The organism is Legionella adelaidensis (genome assembly GCF_900637865.1).
GTDB lineage: Bacteria > Pseudomonadota > Gammaproteobacteria > Legionellales > Legionellaceae > Legionella_A > Legionella_A adelaidensis.
The window spans coordinates 1-18,330 of record NZ_LR134429.1 but is presented as its reverse complement, the minus strand read 5'-3'; the positions used below and the strand labels follow the sequence as shown (position 1 = coordinate 18,330).

Here is an 18,330-nt window from a genome sequence, read left to right as displayed (position 1 = left end):
AAATAATTATGATTTTTCCAAAACCTTTGCCTGCTCAGACGAAAGTGTTGATATTTTTGTTAAATCCCTAACTTCCAGCATGAATGTCTCTCTATCAAAAAAATTATTATAGAACAACCAAAATTTCTCTTTCCAATTAGGCTCCTTATTCCTAGAAAACTCTATGTAAACTGGAGGATGCAAGTTCCATTGTAAAAAGTGATATTGTGGGTGCAACTTAAAATCTTTAATAAATTTTAAGAATCTAAAATGATCGTGTATAACCAGTCTTTTATTGTCCTGAAACGCTCTATAAAGCAAACCGGTTATTTCATAAAAAGCTAGTCTGCGGTTTTTTGCCCATACTTCTTTTTCGAGCTCATCTCTCACTACAAAAGTGGTATTCTCCTGTATTACATGAGATGACTTAAATTGTTCTACCAATGAATTTTGGTAAAACCAATCCAGATAAAATTTATAATAATCATGTAATCCTTGGGTAATAAAAGCCGCGACCAATCCGCAAACTAAAATCATTGGTAATTTCTTATGGATAAACGCTGCCAATAAAACGAAAGTGGATAAAATAAAAGCCACTCCTAAGGGTACTAAAAGCTGATGCCGGGCCCCCCAAGTCTCATAAGCGGGCAATTTTCCCACCGCACAATACGGAATGACTGCTAATAAAAATAATAGTATTCCCGCAATAAGCATTTTTCCCCAATGGGCTTTTTGCTGCTTTTCTAGTTCAAGTTGCCCATATCGAGATACTATAAAAACCACTATTGCGGTTACCAGCAGAAAAACAGTGAGATGTGCCCAAGCAGTAAACAATGAAGTATATATAGGTAACAATAGAGAAGTTTTAAACGATTTTAATATAAGACCAGCGGAGGAAGCTTTAAATGAGTTATAACTAACATATAACCCATAAGGTTTAAAAAAAGTATGTTTTACACTAAAGAATAGAAAGGGTAAGCCAATGAAATCCGGGTATTTTTTAAAAAACTGTTTTAATTTTTGAAAAATTTTTTCGTGCTGGGCGTCTTTATAAATAGGATAAAACAAATAGAATAATACGAGAGAATAGAAAACAAGTAAGGATTCGACTAGAAAAGATAAGCAAAACAAGAATAGTATGAACACTCTTAGGAAAAAATTTTTATTTCCCTTTAAATAAATAGTTAACAGCAAAAAAGAAAAATAAAACACAAATACAAAAATTTGTGGAAGTGCATTCACTATGGCGATTTTAGCAGCATTAACAGGTACTAATAGAAAAAATAGGACAATGAAAAAAATAGAAACATTATCTAGCCATTTTGTTTGGCGTAAAATGTAATATATACATATACCTGTAAGAAAATTTGTAAAAAAAGAAACGATTCTATATACATAAATACCATTTCCGCACTTCTGAAATAACACATGCAAATAACCAATAAATATATTTCCCGTTTGTTTAAATATATTAATTGTTATTTTAGAGTCCGGAGGAAACAGAACCCAATCGTCCCAGTAAATGCCTTGATAATTTAATAATAAAAATGTATTTGTTAGTAAATATAAGATAAATAAACCAAAGATATTATTAACTGGTATTTTTTCCATGACCATGTTCATTTTCCGAGTTCAAGAAACAGTAACTTGAAAAATGGATAAAATTACCTAGCAAAATCATTGCATCCATTCCCAATGTTATTATGCTTACACAGTCGAAGGCGACTGAAGGTGCTCTTGGTTTTTAAATTCTGGAACTAAACTCTTTAAAAGAATGAGTAATTCTTCCGTATAATTTTTAGCACATGCCGTTTGGATAAGATGTAAGGTTTGAATTAGCTCTTCCCAGTCCATTTTACGAAATTGTGCTTTAAATAGCTTTTCATGTTCGGTTTGGATTAATTGCTCTGAATTATGAAAAAGCTCCTCATATAATTTTTCTCCAGGCCTTAAGCCTGTATATTCAATTAATATATCTACTCCTGGCTCTTTGCCCGCCAAGCGAATTATTTGTTCTGCAAGATATTTAATTTTAATGGGTTCTCCCATATCTAAAACAAAAATCTCACCACCCTCTCCGTTGGCCATTGCTTGAAGAATAAGCTGGGAAGCTTCCGGGATAGTCATAAAATACCGTTGTATGTCCGGATGAGTTACGGTTAGCGGCCCACCTTTTTCTAATTGACTCTTAAACAATGGTACTACGCTACCAACAGATCCTAACACATTCCCAAAACGCACAGTGATAAATCTTGTAGCCGAACGACTATTTAGGTTTTGACAATATATTTCTGCAGCGCGTTTAGTCGTACCCATTACGTTAGTGGGGTTTACCGCTTTATCGGTAGAAATTAGGATAAATTTTTTAACTGAGTACTTAATGCTTGCTTCAGCCAGTATTTGAGTGCCTAACACATTATTTTGGACTGCTATTCTTATTTGATCTTCCAACAAAGGCACGTGTTTATAAGCAGCAGCATGAAAAACCAATTCCGGTCGGTATTTATTGAGTAAATGGTTTACTGCCACTGAATCGGTCACATTAAGAAGGGATAAAATGACCTTGGAATTGGGATATTTTTCTTTTAATTCGATTTCAATTTTATATAAATTATATTCATTATTATCTACAACAATAAGCGTTCTCGGAGATAGCGCCATTACTTGCCGGCAAAGCTCTGAGCCAATTGAGCCGCCTCCCCCTGTAATTAAGATAACCTTTTCCCTTACATTCTCGGCAATTTTATCCCAGCTTAAATTAACCTGATCCCTACCCAATAAATCTTCAATATTTACGTTACGCAGGGCATTAACCTGAACCTTTCCTGCGATAAGTTGCTGTATACTTGGGAGAGTACGAAAAGGCAAATTGGCATTCTCGCAATAACCCACAATGCGTCTCATTAATGCAGAGCCTGCTGAAGGGATAGCAATAAAAATCAAGTCGATTTTATGTTTAACAACTAACGTTTCCAACTCTTTTATTCTTCCTAATACTCTGACTCCGTGTACCTCCAACCCCTTTTTCTTTTTATCATCATCAACTATACCCATAGGTATATAATTTTTAGTTCTTTTGAGTTCTCTGACTAATCCTTCGCCAGCCTGCCCTGCACCCACGATTAATACTTTTTGAGGAAGGGTGGCAATAGCATTATTTTGATTGCGATCCCAATATAATCGATACAATAAACGAGCCCCACACAGTAACGTAATTAAATTGATGGTATAAAGTGGCAAAACTGAACGAGGGATTCCGGTAATTAGCGATAGCATATATAGGGTTGGAATGATAGCCAAGGTAGCCACAATCACGGCTCGAATAATCCTAATGACGTCATTGAGAGATGAAAAACGCCAAAGCCCCCTATACACTTTGAAATAATAGTAGCTATATAGCTGGAATAAAAATAAACAAAAAAATGCATAGAGCGTAGGAGGCGTTGTAAAATTTTCAGGAACCACCTGCATGTTAAAACGAAGCCAATACGCCAGGTACCAAGCTAAAGGTATACACAATGTATCATACAGAATGATAGGAAACTTGGAGTATAATTTTTTCCCAAATATATGTAATTTTTCCATTGGAAGGATTCCGTCCTTTAGAAGGAAATATTTGCGCAATTTTTACTAATAATATTTTTTAATCAATAACTTCCAGTTGTGGAAGTTGTTCTAATACATTTTGTAATGCATCACAAATATATTTTTGATCGCTACGTTCCAAATAAGGATGCATGGGTAAACTCATTACCCTTCTTGCCGCCCTGTCTGTTTGTTGAAATTTTTGTTCTTTTTGATAAAGCTGTTTAAAAATGGGTTGCTCATGTAGTCCAAAAGGATAATGAACCGCGGTGGGTACTCCAACCTTTTGCAATTCTGCCTGGACAAAATCGCGTTGCGGTACTTCAATTGTGTATTGAGCAAATACACTTAAATTATGGGGTTTGACCAGAGGATGTCTTATTTCTTTAGGAAGCAATTCTTTATACTGAGCAGCGACTTTTTGTCTTAACTCTACCTCTTCCGGGAAAATGGCCAATTTTTCCAATAAAATAGCCGCCTGAATAGTGTCTAACCTCCCATTCAGTCCAAGACGGGTGTGATAATATCGCTGAGACTGTCCATGGTTTCGAATTTCAGAAATACGCTGAGCAAGCTCTTCGTTATTGGTAAAGCACGCCCCGCCATCACCATAACCACCTAAGGGCTTTGAGGGGAAAAAGCTGGTACAGCTGATAGTACTTAAACTACCTGACTTCCTGCCTTTATAAGTGGCTCCAAAACTTTGGGCAGCATCTTCAATAACGGCAAGGTGGTATTTCAAGGCAATGGCATTAATTTCATCCATATCTGCACATTGACCATATAAGTTAACTGGGATAATAGCTTTTGTTTTTTTAGTAATTGCTGCTTCTAATTTTACGGGATCGATATTATAAGTATCAGGCTGTATATCCACAAAAACAGGTATAGCGCCTAATAGGGCAATGACTTCAGCGGTTGCAAAAAAACTAAACGGTGTTGTAATTACTTCATCCCCAGGCTTTATTTCCAATGCCATTAGAGCAATCAATAATGCGTCCGTACCACTGGATACAGTCAACGCATATTCTACACCAACATAAGTAGCTAATGCTTTTTCAAGTTCTGCAATTTCGGGCCCCATAATAAAAGAGCTACTATTTAATATATCTTTAAAACGGGAAAATAATTGTTGTTCAATTCGTTTAGATTGGGTTTTAAGATCAATAAATTGCATATAAATCCGAAAGATGTAGAAAAACTGGGGTTAAAGTGTTCGAAATACTATCAATACATCATAACTGAGTCAAATTTCCTCTCTCTCTTCCTTCCTTTGAAAAAAGATAAATTAGTGCTAATAGTAACCAATAACCAGAAAAAAAAGTAAAATCGCCTGTAAAGAAACAAACAGTATAAAGGGTTAATAAAAAAACGAGTACCGTAGTAAATTTTTCTGATCGTGTGAAATGAGCAATAGCCACATACGGAAAGAATAGGAAAGGCAAACCTGCCAATCCAAATTTATACAATTGTTGTAACAGTAAGGAATGTATAGCATTCTGCGAAGACAAGTTCTTAGCAATACAGTAAGGCAAATCGTAATTTTTTAGTTGGTCTATCACAGATTTAGGCCCTAATCCGCTTATGGGAAAAGAACTTATTTCATGAACTGCATACTCCATACCTCCAAATCGGGCGGCAAAAGAAATATTGGAAAATTGGCAGCTATCTATAAAAGAACCAATTAATACAATGAATGCGAAACTTAGTAGGCCCAAAAGAGAAATAAGAATGTATTTTTTATCATATTGTGTATTTTCTAGATTCCTTTTAAAAGGCCTTATCAAGAGACCAAAGAATAGCAGGCTAGCAAACAAAACAATAAAAGAACGTGCCCCCGCAAAAAAAATATAGATTAGAGCACTACTAATTAACAGCATTTTTTGCCACTTTGTTACGTTTTCCCAAATCACATAACAACAAAATATATAGGTAAGGAGAGGTAGAACTGAGTAAGCTGGCTCCGACCAGGGCCCTGTAATACGGGCGAAGCCTCTGTAATCATAATTAAACAAGATACCATCCATACGAAAGCCAAAACTGGCGCTATTGGCCAGGTAATTTAAAGTAAAGCGCGTATGGAAGAGAAAATTAATAATTGCAAAAATACTATCAAGAATAAAAATAGCGGCTAAAATAAATACAATGTTTTTTGCAATCACCGCAAAGGAATACTTTTCCAGTATGCTAATTAAACTGATAAAACCAAATGCAAATAAAAAATTTAATACATACTGGCCACCTTCATAATCATTTGTTTGTCCGTTCAGAAAATAACCCAGTACTTGAAATAACATAGATATCATTAGCAATGCCAAGATATATCTATTTATTAAAATATGGTCTTTTTTTATCAATAACAGTGGAAAGAGCATAAAAAAGACAGGAACCCCTCTTCCACTCATATTTATTATGGCTGTATTTGATAACAGGCTTATACACAGAATAAAAAGTAATTCAATTTTATCCCACGTTTTTAGGTCAGAAGATGCATCCCCATGCAAAAATAATTTACTAAAAACATTAATTTTAGTCATTTTTTACAATAGGACCTTTTTTAAAAACTACAAAAGTCATGATAAACAAAACCCCAAATAAGAAAGAAAAGAGAATAAAATTCTTTTTTCTCGAATAAATCTCTTGCAGGACGGGGTAATTTTTTGGTACCTGAAAAAATGCCATCCCTTTTTCATCCACTATAATGTTTTTATTGTTGTCATATTCATTTTGTAAAAGCTGGATTTTCGCTAATTTTTCGTAATCTATTGAATTCGGTCTAAGTGCGTTTAATTCCACCATTAGAGCCTTTGTTCCTCTTAAATAATTGCTATTTGCCGAAACAAAATCACTTTTTGAAGCTTCATTGACAACAGGCGTTTCAATCTTAGCTTCACTAGCCATTTTATAGGCATCTTCTAATATTTTCCTTTTAACTAAAAACTGGTCCGGGTTTATTTTTAAACTTGCTTTTTCGTTCTTGATGAGCGTTTGCAAAGAACTAAGTTCAATGGATACATTTCTTTTAACACTTTCCAAAGTATTATTACGGGCATTAGTTATCAACTGTTTTAATGCAGACATTGCTTCTTCTGGTTTTCTGCCGCGCACCGAAATATCTACCGTGTTAAAAGGAGGAATTACAATAAAATTAATTTTAAGATTGGGATATTTTTTAATAACGCTTGTTTTATTTCCCGCCGAAATTAAAAAAGCACGAAAATTTAAATATAAATCCATTACATTAATTGGCTTTAATGCACTACTTTGCGCACGATACATGTTCAACTTGGATATACTTGAAGAGGAGGCCGGAGGCATGATGGAGGCACTCGCTTCATAAAGTGGATTGATAAAAAAGGAACACAAAAAGACGACAACGGCCCACATGCTACATAAAAATAAAACTATCCACTTATTATTCCACAAACTGCTCAGAATTTCTCTCAGTGAAAAAGTCTCTTTGGCTCCTATCATATAATTTTCCTGCTATTAAAAGGCTCACATCGAGGCAAGATTATGCCAGAAAAAAGGAGGGTTTTAGTAGTAAAAAGAGATTGGTCTAGCGAAATTTTATACAATTTCCTTCCGTAAGTCTTTTTCACGCATATCTTTTAAATATAACAAAAGACCTTCATAGGTAGAAAAATTAGGACAATAACCGACGACTTGCTTTATTTTGGAAATATCAGAAATAGAGGTTTTTATATCTCCTTTTCTAAAATCACGGTAAATAAGATGCAATGATTCATTTTTCGTTATTTTTTTTAAAGAATCTAATAGATCATTCAAACTCGTACCAACCCCTTGCCCCACATTAAAAACAGGCGCTTTTTCACTATAGGATGAAAGAGCGGCTAAAATGTTAGCTTGGATAATATCTTCTATATAGCAAAAGTCTCTTATAGTAGAGCCATCTCCATTCACATAAATAGGTTTATTGCCAAGAATATCTTCAATCCACAATGGTATTACAGGCGCATAAGGCCCATTTGGATTTTGGCGAGGACCAAAAACATTAAAATATCTTAATCCTACTGTTTCCAGATGAAAACACTCTTGAAAATTCTTGGCATACAGTTCATTAACATACTTGGAGACAGCATACGGGGTTTTGGGAAAGAGAACCTCTGTTTCTTTTTTAGCCGAGATGGAGTCTCCATATACTGCACTTGAAGAGGCATATATGACCCTCTTAACCCCCTCTTTACGCGCATTATTTAAAATATTTAAGAATCCGGTCACATTTACCAAGTGGGTTTTTTCAGGAAAATCTAAAGAAAGAGGGACACTAGCTAATGCTGCGTGATGTAGCACATAATCTACATTTTCTCCTTCCATGGACGTTTTACAGTCAGCTTCAGAACAAATATCACCCTCTACTAACTTAAAATTTGCTTGGTAAGACTTTGGGTTATTTTTAAAAACCGCCGCCAGATTTTCGCGAGAGCCTGTTGAGAAGTTATCCAAGCCTATTACTTTTTGATTAAAAGATAATAATTTTTCTAACAAGTGGGAGCCAATAAATCCTGCCACGCCGGTAATCAGCCAGGTATACTTTTCTTTTAGCAAATTTTTTCTTTCAATAACATCCATACACTCTGTTCCAATATTCTTATTTCTTTTAATCAAACGCTCAATTATAAACCATTTTTTTAATAATATTCTTGTAAAGGTTAAATCGATTAGAAGCGGTTGTTATTGAGCCAAAATAATTATTTTCTTTTAAAGTACAAAGTTTTTTTACTTCTAAAGAATAATTTTCAATAACTTTTAAAAATGTCTCCGCCACTTCCTCGCTGTTTTGGGAATCTACATAGTGGGCATGCTCACCTATTATATTTAAATTAGCTTCGATGCGAGAAATGATCATTGGCATATTCATGTACAAAGCTTCAAGTGGAGTTATGCTAAAAGTTTCCAACAAACTAGGAAAAAATAAAATATGACTCGTTTTATAAACCTCAATTACCTCCTTTAATTTAAGAGGCCCCAAGTTAACTATATGATCCTGAACACCCAATTCTCTTGCTTTACTCATTAAATAAGCAAAAACTTTAGAGTCCTTCGGCAAGGTTACCAAAAATTGAACATTAAGGGGCAGTTTTTTTTGTAACTTAACTAATAACGAAGGAATAATATGATAATTTTTATGCCAGTAATCCGCACCTAAACAAAAAACATTTATTTTTTCCGTTAACTTTCTATCAAGAGACACATTTACATACTGTTGAATTAATTGATTTACCGCATTAGGAATAACAATAACTGATTTCGGGTCTTTATTTGTCTTCGATAAAAAACCATTACGTGCGACAGGCGCTTCTACACACCACCTATCTGCTTTTTGGTACCACCATAGCTTATATTTACAAAGCAAATAGGTGTATATTTTGTCTTTTATTGTGCGCAGTGAGTTATAAGAAGCTTTCGTTGAATGCGTTACCCAACCATCAGCAATCCCACATAAATGCGGAACGGAGAATTTTATATAAGCGGGACCAAATAAAGTAAAAATAGCGTCAAATTGTTCATTTAAAACTTTATTTTTTAAAAATTTTCTCGCCTTTCGATTCCGTGCAGGGCTTGTATCTAAAATTATTACTTTGCCCTGTTCATACATGGATTCTAAATCCCCTTTAAAATGAGAAAACAGGGATTGTGTTACGGCAAAGTACCAATTAATTTCATTATCTTTTATAGCGTCTTTAAAAACAGCAGAAGCAACTTGTAAGGAGCCACCTTTTATAAGGGTAGAGCAATTCAATAAAACCTTCATAGTTAATTCTCTTTTTTATTATTTTTTGTGAAGAGAAAAATAATATTGCTGAAAATAATTGCCGCTATTATCGTGCGATTAGTAAAATAATTTCCAGTAACTAATAGTGCACATAACATACATACAAAACAATAGGCACCTTTACAATCAGTCTTTTTGGATAAAAGTATTAAACCATTTATTATGAAACCGAAAATAAACATTTCGATAATAAAAAAACCACCATAATCTCTCACGAACCCCCAGAAAGCAGTTCCTGCGTTAAAACCATTAATAGGTACAATCCATTCCTGAGCGCTATAGCTTGGAGCCACTAATTTCCACAACTCTTCCATCTTGTAATTTGGAAAAAAAAGGAAAGAAGAAGATAAGGAAAACACATCAAATTGAATAATAAGATATCCAAAAAGCCAAGCAAGAAAAGCACTATTGAATTTTATGCCAGTTATCTGGTTAATAGTTTGCCAGTTATTACCCGACTGAGCAATTCGCCATTGTCCAAATAGAACAAAAATTATAATGGTTAAAGCGACCAAACCTAGAATGCCATATTTTACTTTCTTATTATGCATTCCTTTGGCCTGATATATAAAGTAAATTCCACCAAATAGTAATATCCGTATTAAATCACCGCGTTTTACTTGTAAAATTACTGAAAATACAACAATTGCAGCCAAAGCAATTATTGCATAGCGCTTTTTCGCATAAGGCGCAAGAATCACAAGTATCCAGCTAAGGATTGAACGCAAAGCTGAAAAATAAGGGACCACAAATTCATTTCCTGAAATAATTCTGTGCTCCTCCTGGATTGCGAGAATTCTCCAGCCCGCCGTCTTGCCAATATGTAAGCAAATAAGGCAATAACTAACCACACCAACAAAATATACGAAGTTAAGGTTAATTAAATTAATTTTAACGTTAAAAGGGGCCACCTTAATTTTCTCTACACTAAATAAAAGCAGAAGAAATAGGAGAGGGCCTAAAAACATTGCAAAGAAATCAAACAATGTCTTTTCAACTTGGAAATCACTTAATTGAAAACAATTAACCCAAAGACTAAAAAAGTAAAATAACCCAAAAATGTTCCAGGATTTAATTGAATGATGATAAATAGATTGTAAACATATTATCCAGGTCAACGATGAGCAAAGATATAGCAAGAAATTTAACAGAGTCCATTTTGGAATACTTTGTAGTACGACAAAAGGGTAAATGATAATTAATATCAAAACCCAGCTCATGAGTTTTAAGAAATACTTTTGATTGTGATGAATATCTACACTTAATGACACTGTGTTCCTTGAAAACCTAAATATTTACCCGCCAAATTCACTATATTTTCCTGTATTTTATTGACATAAATAGAATTTGTGGGCACTTCCTCATCAATAAGATAACGACGTAATATGAAAAACAGATAAAAAATAAAAAGATGTAGCAGGATTATAAAATTGTCCCTGTTATTTTCAAGACTATAAGGAAGCACCCCGTATGTTTGTTTTATTTTTTTCTCAATTTTTTTTACTTCTTTTAAACCTATGTCCTTCTTATGATAACCCTTCGCTTTAAAAATGTAATGAAATAAGTCAAAACAGGTAAAAAAATGGGTATTAGCGTATTCAAAATCAATCAGGAACACATTTTTATTTTTTAATAGAATATTATCTGGCGAAAAATCGCCATGAAAAAAAGCGCTTTTTAACTTAACATCTTTTAAGCAATTTATATTTTTTTTGTAAATTTCGACCATTTTTTCATGTAAATTTTTATTTTCATTCAAAAAGACCAAAAATTCCTCATTTAGCTTTTTAAAATAGCTATTTTCTCCTATGTAGTCGCAGCCTGGAAGAACTAACTTCTCCAACAGTTGTTTTTTTTGTTTACATAGTCTCGTGCGAGTAGATGATTTGGTAATTCCATAATAGGCATATATAGGAAAAGTGTGGGCATATGTAAAAACAGCATAGGGCCTTGCAGTTTGACAAACCTGCATTTTTTCTAAATAAGCGATATTGTCTAATTCGCTGGCAGATAATTTTTTAGCAGTATTGCTAAAAGGTACCCGCAAATAAAAAAATTCGGTAAACGTTACGACTTGAAAAGTAAAAGATAAATTTTTGTTCTTTGCGAAACCATTATATATATTTATTCCCGCTATCTCTTGGAAATTATCTTTAAGTAAGCTAATAAATTCAGGATGAGGTCTTAAGTTTATTAACTTTTTCTTAAATACATACTGTAATAAACCCAATGTATATAACAAAGACAAAATAACTCTTGTCATTTTTGCTTTGACGGTTCTTGAACCAAACATGGTAAGCCCAGCCATAAAAGCATCTTTATTTGTTATATCAATAATATATTTTGGATTACTAATGCCAGGCAGGGCAAGGCTATTCACCCCGCTTCCTTGAGCCAGGAAATGGTGTTGATTTAAAAGATCAAGTGACATTATTTATATTTTTAAGTAATGAACTATATAGAGTTTTTTTAAAACTTTCTAAAGTTCCATCATTTTTAATATGAAGGACGTTAACATTTTTCATTGAAAATTGTTCATATTTTTTATTTATTTCAATTAAGATATCTTCAGCTACCTCATTGGGTTTACGTTTCATTAACGTCTCTTTGTCCGCACTAAGGGCAATCACCAAGTCCGGTTTAAGTATAAAACGGCTTAAAATTTTTGCTGCTAAAAAACCATGTTGATTTAAACGATACCTTTGCTGATCTACTAAAATGTCATAAAAATGTCTATCAAACACTATTAAATGGCCATTTTTCTTTCTTAAATACAATACCGGGGTATATAAAAGATAATTTAAAAATACATAAATCACTTTCATAACAGATAAAAATGAAGAATATGTCTTGTGAGTATGCGGTCTACTTTCGCCCGCTGGAATATAAACATCCGGTTTAATCTTAAAAACATTGGGTTTGAAATAAATTTCTTTATAGGTGAAAAGTTTGCGATCAGAAGAGAAAGAAGATTTTATATATTCTGATGCCGTACTTTTTCCACTTCCATCTGAGCCTAACAATACTAAATAAACACCAGATGAACCACGGCATAGGCCATTTTTAATATAGTTTGTAATTTTTTTGAAGAAAAGTTTACCAGCCGAGAAAGGAGATTTCTTGTATTCTTTCACCACGTAGAAAGACTTTTTTTGTTTTGATGCATTCTTTAGCAGTTTATAATTAGATAAAAAGGCTTTTTCTGTTTCCTGGGCAAAGAGAAAATTAGCAGGACAAATCAGGCCATGCGAAGATGTTAAGCCTACCATGAAATCAAATGCATGAATGTTCTCATCGTCCATTACTAAAAAATAGAAGTGTAACTTTTTGTTAATCTTAATTATTTTTTTAATCTTTTGATTTAATATAAAATTTTTTATTTTTTTTAAATCATTGGTGTTATGTAAAATAATATCTATGTCCGAAGTGGTGAAATCCAGTCCATCATGTAATTGTTTGTAAGCTATATTCTCTTCGTTTAAAAACTTCAATACAGCATGGTAAAAATTTTCTATCATTCATTTTGCCCAAAAGTTATCAAGGTGTATTTGCAAAATTTTCGCCTTTAATCGGTTGTAATGTAAGCTCTGAAATATACCTTTTTTCGGGCAGGTAAGACACAATGAAAGCAAGAATAAAATAAAAGAAAAAACATGCTAAAGTGCAATATGCTGCCGATAGAGGTCCAAATTTAGGAACAAAAATTACATTTAATACTAAATTGAGTACTGCAATAAAACTTGTAGTTTTCAAAATGTTTGTCTGTTTTAATTTATACGTTAAAAAAATCATTAGTACGGAACCCATCGTTCTCAGCATCTCTCCCATTAATAGAGGAAAAAAATAACTGCTTTCGGAAATATAATTCCGGGCGCCAAAAATTATATAGATAAAATTTTTACAGAACAAAAGAGTTAACGTGGCAAATATAAGAATAATAAAAAACAGTTTTCTTAAAAAAAGGACCTCGTGGCATTCTTTATTAGCAATCTCTTTAAAATACACATTAGGAAAATAACTTAAAAAAATACCCGACACGAGACTGAGCATAGTGACAATTCGATACCCTACTGCATAAGGAGCTAAAGCTTCATATCCATAATAATATTTAATAACAACTTGATCCGAAACGGTTAAAACCCAGTTGATTATGAGGGTTAACATGGTGGTTAAACAAAATTGTAAAAAAATTTTTTTATTAACTGGATCAGCCGTAAGCTCTTTGTTAGCACTATTTTTCAATAAATAAGAAAAAATCGTAGTAATGAAATAGGAAATACCTAAATACAAAAAAGCTTTTTCTGCTGTTAAATGGGCGTAATCAAATAGCACAAGCGTTAAAAAAAGAGCTTTTTGCGTAATATTTATAAAATTGTAGCGACTAATATGTACCTTAGCCCGCTCCAGCATCAGGCGTTCCTGATAAAGAATAATGAAAGCAAAAAGCGAATAGTACCAATTTTGTAACCATAAAAAGATAAGAAGAATAAAAATGAATGTGGCGATCCAGGATATTCGTCTGACATACTGAATAAGAAATTTTTCTTGGTACAAAGAAATAAATCGTCCGTAGCCGCCCCAGACACTTAAGGATAAGATGGGGTATGCGAAGGTCATTATAGAAAAAACATAGCTATAAAAACCCATCTCTTTTTTATCAAGGTAATGGTTTAAAAAAAATGTGGTAAAAAAAGAAACAAGCGTAGCTACTATAGAACCCACAAAAAAAGTAAAAAACCTCTTCACATGTAGGTTAGAAAATTTATTAATCATAATACTCAGCAAAATTAAACTTTTCTCCTGACAAACAATAATCAATAAATTTATTCATCACTTTGTCCTTAAGCAAGGCATCTTGCTCTTTATATTTGTATCCTGAAAAGCTCAACCCTCGTAGATTCATTAATGTTTCTGGCATAATACGTCTAAATTGATGATGATAAGCATACTGTAATAGCCGCTCAAAGCGCACATCATCAACGTGTAACTCTCCTTTTAACGCTTTACTGACATATTCAAAATATTCTGCTTTATTTTTTGCATCAAAAGTAATATTTTTGTTCGTATAATAAAATTCTGAAGCGAGTATAGTAGGGATGCGTAAATAGGTAGTCTCATATCCTATAGTCGACCCATATAATAATACGCCACAAGAAATAGAAGCGATAGAAAGGCTCGTAATATGGCTATCGGCAGGAATCACTATAATATTGTCTGGCAAGCTAGAGTATTTATCTTTTAAAACATCCGCAAGTCCAATCCCATTGTTTGTTTTTTCTGCAGGGTGCGTTCTGATTATTAAAGTACAATCCTCTTTATCGCGGAACCAGTCAATCGTTTCATACAACCAGGCATTAAAATTTTCGAAACAAATATTTGGCCTGAAAGCCTGTCCATCCCAAGGGATATTGGGGAGCAATGCAATAATTTTCCTATCCTCAGATATGGAAAGGCTTTTTAGTATTTGCTCATTAGGTAATATTTTTTTTAGATTTTTATAGTAGTCAATATAATCTTGCGTATCCGTAGCCCTTCCTATTTTTGCTTCTAAATAACTGATAATTTGACTGCGCTGCTTTGCAGTTAAAGGCGAAGAAGCCCAATCGCCATCAGGCTCATTTAAAGGATAGTTAAGATAGGAAGAATTATGTGCTGCTACTACCCCCGCCCCATGGTATTCCCGTCCCCAAGTGACAAATTTTATTCCCCTGTTTATACAATACTCTTGGACTGCACCCCAGGTTGAGTAGGTTCCATGAGAAAAAAAGACTAACTCTACTTTATTTTTTTTAAAATAATTTTCCAAGGCATTAATAGTAATCAATATGGTTTTCAAAAATCCTTGAATAGCCTCTCTATCTTTTTGTATACAATATGTCGCTTTTTTATAATGTCTTTGCAAGGCTGACATTAGAGGCTTGTATATTAATATCCCTTTATATAGGTATTTATTTAGGTTATTAAAGTCTATAGTTTCTATTTCTTTCTCAATTTGGTTCAGTTCTTTTTTGGAAACCAAATTATTAATAAAGACACCATTGAGCCCGAATGCTGTTAAAAATTTTTTTTGCTCATGAAAGCACAGATTACAACGAAGGTATTTACTAGAAGTTGAGTCTATTTGTTCACAATGGCTAACTGCTTGACCGCATAAAAGCGTATCTACCGTATAGCCTCTGCCGCGAAAAAAAATAGAGCAATTTCCTTCAAATAGATTCGAGCCGGGAGCTACTCGATAGGGTACGATAAGAATTTTTTTTTCTTTGCTACCCACGGGCAAGTCTTTTGAAATTTTAAAAGCTTCTTTATAGGGATCGATAGTAACCTGATGACGAACCCGGTATTTATAACTATAGATAAGCGGATTCAGTACGTTTAAAAGCTTTAAAAACTTCATTTGCCCCCCATTAGGGATAACTTTATTAATTATTCCTGCCAAATTTGGTAGGACCTTAATGCGACTCAGAAAGTAAGCGCGAGAACTAATTTACAAGAGCGGGGGCCGTTATTTTTTTTATTACTTTGGCAGGCGAGCCTACAGCAACACAATACGCTGGTATATTTTTCGTTACTACGCTTCCCGCGCCAACAACAGCATTTTCCCCTATGGAAACACCGGGTAAAATTATCGCGTTGGCCCCAATCCAACAACCTTTTTTCAATGTAATTGGTTTTGAAGGATACCAACCTTGTTCCATTATAGGAAGTTTAGTATTTTCAAATCGATGATTATTTACATATAAATGCACACCGGAACCAATTAATACATCATCTTCTATTACAATCCCCGCCCCATTTTCTCGGGGGTCAGCAAATAGCATTGTTCCAGGCCTTATTGTTACTCTAGCACCAATGGAAATTTTTGAGCAACATATTGCATAGGCTCCATGGCGAAACGAAGCCGTTTTATGAAAAAATTTAAACTTTTTTGTACACAGCTTTAACATACTTGTATTGAAATAAAGCATCCAATGGCTGGTTGGTATATCCGGGCCAATCCGGTCCAGGCTGCGCCAAAATTTTATTTTTTTAAAAAGCCTTATTACCATTGTGACTCACTAGCTTATTAAACCTAATTATTTAACCAAAATTCAGACAGAAACCATCATCTACTATAATGTTTTGCCCATTAATATATGTAGAATAATCGGAGAGCAGAAATAAAATAGTGCCGTTAATATCCTGTGGGTCCAACATACCTTTACCTAAGGTGTTATTTTTGTATGCGTTTAAAAAATCTTCTGGTTGATTGTCAAATATACCACCTGGACTTATGGAATTTACTCTGAAATTGCTATTTCCTATATATTTTACAATATATTGATTCAGGTGGATTATTGCTGATTTTATTGCAGCATACTCCACAGGCATAGTAAGCGGGGTATTCTTGTAAATTTCAAATTTAGGAGGGACTACACCATATATAGACGCTATGTTAACCAGTGAAAATGGGGTTTTAAGTTTTTCAAAATATTTTGCACATTGTTGCGCAAATAAAAAAGAGGAGCCCAAATGTAAAGAGACATTCTCATTAAAATCTTGTAAGGTTACATCAAAAAAATGTCTCCCATACGCTTGATTACGAGGATAAGAGCAATTTACTGCGCCGGTTAATCCATTTAACTCTGCAAAAAATGATGTCACTTCTTCTTGATTTGTTAAATCTAACTGGCTGACTGATAGCTGTGGGGTGTCAATTTGAATGCCTATAGCTTTAAAACAATGAAGCATATGTTCGAGATTTTTATCCGCAGCAATAACATGGGCTTCGTGCTCTAATAAAAATTTAACAAGATTGGACCCAACTAATCCGCCCCCGCCTACGACTAAAATTTTTTTATTCCGAAGCATTCATACCTCTATGTTTTATTAGGGTTTCTGCAAACCAAAAATCATAAATATCATCAATATCGACTGCCCTCGATTTGGGGATCTCTATACTTGTAACTCGTCCATCAAATAAATTTGAATGATTTAAAATAAAAGTGGGCCTGCTTACATAGACTACGGTAGTCATTTCGAAGACGGTTTTCGAATCTTGTCTTCGTGAAATTTGCTCTTCGCTTTTAATTAGTACTTCACAAGAGCCATCCTCTTTTACCTCTACCATATTAAAATAAGGACTGCGATTAGCTTTGGTAATTGATATACACACGTCACTGTTGTTATTTTCAATTTGCGCAATGGCTTGCACTACGTCTTCTACATTTCTTAAGGGACTTGTAGTAGGTAAGCTTACAAATAAATCAAAGGGCCCATAAGTATTTTGCACCAATTCTATTGCATGCTGCCACGATAACCATTCCGGGCTTTTATCACCTGCTAACTCCCCAGGCCTATTTATTACTATAGCGCCGGCATTTTTGGCAATTTGTGCAATTTCTTCGTCATCCGTAGACACAAATATTTTTTGAATGGAAGGAATTTGCTTTGCCAGATCAATCGAATGTACCAGAAGGGGTTTTCCTGCTAATGGTTTTATATTTTTACGTGGTAATCCTTTTGATCCCCCTCGCGCAAAAATAAAAGCATAAATACTCATTGTTTAGTGCCCCACAAAGCCTTTCTCTTAATCTCTTCAATCGTTTTAACAGTCCGAAGCGCACTTTCAACTGAACTTAAATCTTTTTTGACAGGACTTTTTATTCGAGAGGCAAAATCGTTTAACATAAAAGTATACATTTCATTTTTATCCCATTGAGGCTGATTATAAATTATTTCCTCCTCTTCACCTGTAAATAAAGACACTTTATTTTCTACCAAATCCCAAATTAGATGTCCTTTTTCTCCCAGGATCTTACAAAAACGTTGTGCTCTTTTTTGAATAAAATTTAAATGGATTGTACCTATTGCACCTTTTGTTGTAGAAAACGTAATATCTGCAATTTCTTCCACTTCAAGATTCAGCTCCTTGGTATTTCGAAGAATAGCATGATGGAGCGTGAGCTCCCCGAAAAACCAATCTAAAT

Annotated in this window: 16 protein-coding genes; all 16 read right to left on the bottom strand. The window is 33.8% G+C overall.

Annotated features, from left to right (window positions below):
- Positions 1–6 precede the first annotated feature (6 nt).
- Complete coding sequence (locus tag EL206_RS06725; RefSeq protein ID WP_131739709.1) at positions 7–1,590, bottom strand: hypothetical protein; 1,584 nt, start codon at positions 1,588–1,590, stop codon at positions 7–9.
- Positions 1,591–1,686: 96 nt separating this feature from the next.
- Positions 1,687–3,564, bottom strand: a complete 1,878-nt coding sequence (locus tag EL206_RS06720; RefSeq protein WP_058461775.1) for a polysaccharide biosynthesis protein — start codon at positions 3,562–3,564, stop codon at positions 1,687–1,689.
- A 58-nt stretch (positions 3,565–3,622) separates the two neighbouring features.
- Positions 3,623–4,741 carry a DegT/DnrJ/EryC1/StrS family aminotransferase gene (locus EL206_RS06715; RefSeq protein WP_058461776.1) on the bottom strand — a complete coding sequence of 373 codons (1,119 nt, stop codon included), beginning with the start codon at positions 4,739–4,741 and terminating at the stop codon, positions 3,623–3,625.
- A 58-nt stretch (positions 4,742–4,799) separates the two neighbouring features.
- Positions 4,800–6,101 (bottom strand): O-antigen ligase family protein, encoded by a 1,302-nt coding sequence (locus EL206_RS06710; protein WP_058461777.1) that lies wholly within the window; start codon positions 6,099–6,101, stop codon positions 4,800–4,802.
- The gene (locus tag EL206_RS06705; protein WP_058461778.1) at positions 6,094–7,038 is read right to left on the bottom strand and encodes a Wzz/FepE/Etk N-terminal domain-containing protein; all 945 of its coding nucleotides are present in this window, start codon (positions 7,036–7,038) and stop codon (positions 6,094–6,096) included. The genes EL206_RS06710 and EL206_RS06705 overlap by 8 nt, the downstream gene beginning before the upstream one ends.
- A 96-nt stretch (positions 7,039–7,134) precedes the next feature.
- Positions 7,135–8,157: an NAD-dependent epimerase/dehydratase family protein gene (locus tag EL206_RS06700; protein ID WP_058461779.1), complete on the bottom strand. Its 1,023-nt coding sequence runs from the start codon at positions 8,155–8,157 to the stop codon at positions 7,135–7,137.
- A 40-nt stretch (positions 8,158–8,197) separates the two neighbouring features.
- Positions 8,198–9,340, bottom strand: coding sequence for a glycosyltransferase (locus EL206_RS06695; RefSeq protein WP_058461780.1), 1,143 nt, complete (start codon positions 9,338–9,340; stop codon positions 8,198–8,200).
- 2 nt (positions 9,341–9,342) lie between these two features.
- Complete coding sequence (locus EL206_RS09980; protein ID WP_058461781.1) at positions 9,343–10,632, bottom strand: hypothetical protein; 1,290 nt, start codon at positions 10,630–10,632, stop codon at positions 9,343–9,345.
- Complete coding sequence (locus EL206_RS06685; RefSeq protein ID WP_131739707.1) at positions 10,623–11,792, bottom strand: protein kinase family protein; 1,170 nt, start codon at positions 11,790–11,792, stop codon at positions 10,623–10,625. Before EL206_RS06685 ends, EL206_RS09980 begins: the two co-directional genes overlap by 10 nt.
- The gene (locus tag EL206_RS06680) at positions 11,782–12,879 is read right to left on the bottom strand and encodes a nucleoside/nucleotide kinase family protein (RefSeq protein ID WP_058461783.1); all 1,098 of its coding nucleotides are present in this window, start codon (positions 12,877–12,879) and stop codon (positions 11,782–11,784) included. Before EL206_RS06680 ends, EL206_RS06685 begins: the two co-directional genes overlap by 11 nt.
- Before the next feature lie 19 nt (positions 12,880–12,898).
- On the bottom strand, positions 12,899–14,134 hold the full coding sequence (locus EL206_RS06675; protein WP_058461784.1) for a lipopolysaccharide biosynthesis protein: 1,236 nt from the start codon (positions 14,132–14,134) through the stop codon (positions 12,899–12,901).
- Positions 14,127–15,758, bottom strand: a complete 1,632-nt coding sequence (locus EL206_RS06670) for a hypothetical protein (RefSeq protein WP_058461785.1) — start codon at positions 15,756–15,758, stop codon at positions 14,127–14,129. Before EL206_RS06670 ends, EL206_RS06675 begins: the two co-directional genes overlap by 8 nt.
- An 85-nt stretch (positions 15,759–15,843) precedes the next feature.
- Positions 15,844–16,410, bottom strand: a complete 567-nt coding sequence (locus tag EL206_RS06665) for an acyltransferase (RefSeq protein ID WP_058461786.1) — start codon at positions 16,408–16,410, stop codon at positions 15,844–15,846.
- 31 nt (positions 16,411–16,441) lie between these two features.
- A complete protein-coding gene (locus tag EL206_RS06660) occupies positions 16,442–17,212 on the bottom strand; it encodes an oxidoreductase (RefSeq protein ID WP_058461787.1) in 771 nt (256 codons plus the stop codon).
- A complete protein-coding gene (locus EL206_RS06655) occupies positions 17,199–17,903 on the bottom strand; it encodes an acylneuraminate cytidylyltransferase family protein (protein WP_058461788.1) in 705 nt (234 codons plus the stop codon). The genes EL206_RS06660 and EL206_RS06655 overlap by 14 nt, the downstream gene beginning before the upstream one ends.
- On the bottom strand, positions 17,900–18,256 hold the full coding sequence (locus tag EL206_RS06650) for a hypothetical protein (RefSeq protein WP_141117170.1): 357 nt from the start codon (positions 18,254–18,256) through the stop codon (positions 17,900–17,902). The genes EL206_RS06655 and EL206_RS06650 overlap by 4 nt, the downstream gene beginning before the upstream one ends.
- Positions 18,257–18,330 lie beyond the last annotated feature (74 nt).

What these genes read in the sequence shown, in the direction of transcription:
- EL206_RS06665 (WP_058461786.1), bottom strand. Translation starts at nt 16,410, where the DNA reads ATGGTAATAAGGCTTTTTAAAAAAATAAAATTTTGGCGCAGCCTGGAC.
- EL206_RS06715 (WP_058461776.1), bottom strand. Translation starts at nt 4,741, where the DNA reads ATGCAATTTATTGATCTTAAAACCCAATCTAAACGAATTGAACAACAA.
- EL206_RS06670 (WP_058461785.1), bottom strand. Translation starts at nt 15,758, where the DNA reads ATGAAGTTTTTAAAGCTTTTAAACGTACTGAATCCGCTTATCTATAGT.
- EL206_RS06705 (WP_058461778.1), bottom strand. Translation starts at nt 7,038, where the DNA reads ATGATAGGAGCCAAAGAGACTTTTTCACTGAGAGAAATTCTGAGCAGT.
- EL206_RS06695 (WP_058461780.1), bottom strand. Translation starts at nt 9,340, where the DNA reads ATGAAGGTTTTATTGAATTGCTCTACCCTTATAAAAGGTGGCTCCTTA.
- EL206_RS06680 (WP_058461783.1), bottom strand. Translation starts at nt 12,879, where the DNA reads ATGATAGAAAATTTTTACCATGCTGTATTGAAGTTTTTAAACGAAGAG.
- EL206_RS06710 (WP_058461777.1), bottom strand. Translation starts at nt 6,101, where the DNA reads ATGACTAAAATTAATGTTTTTAGTAAATTATTTTTGCATGGGGATGCA.
- EL206_RS06675 (WP_058461784.1), bottom strand. Translation starts at nt 14,134, where the DNA reads ATGATTAATAAATTTTCTAACCTACATGTGAAGAGGTTTTTTACTTTT.
- EL206_RS06720 (WP_058461775.1), bottom strand. Translation starts at nt 3,564, where the DNA reads ATGGAAAAATTACATATATTTGGGAAAAAATTATACTCCAAGTTTCCT.
- EL206_RS06700 (WP_058461779.1), bottom strand. Translation starts at nt 8,157, where the DNA reads ATGGATGTTATTGAAAGAAAAAATTTGCTAAAAGAAAAGTATACCTGG.
- EL206_RS06655 (WP_058461788.1), bottom strand. Translation starts at nt 17,903, where the DNA reads ATGAGTATTTATGCTTTTATTTTTGCGCGAGGGGGATCAAAAGGATTA.
- EL206_RS06660 (WP_058461787.1), bottom strand. Translation starts at nt 17,212, where the DNA reads ATGCTTCGGAATAAAAAAATTTTAGTCGTAGGCGGGGGCGGATTAGTT.
- EL206_RS06685 (WP_131739707.1), bottom strand. Translation starts at nt 11,792, where the DNA reads ATGTCACTTGATCTTTTAAATCAACACCATTTCCTGGCTCAAGGAAGC.
- EL206_RS06725 (WP_131739709.1), bottom strand. Translation starts at nt 1,590, where the DNA reads ATGGAAAAAATACCAGTTAATAATATCTTTGGTTTATTTATCTTATAT.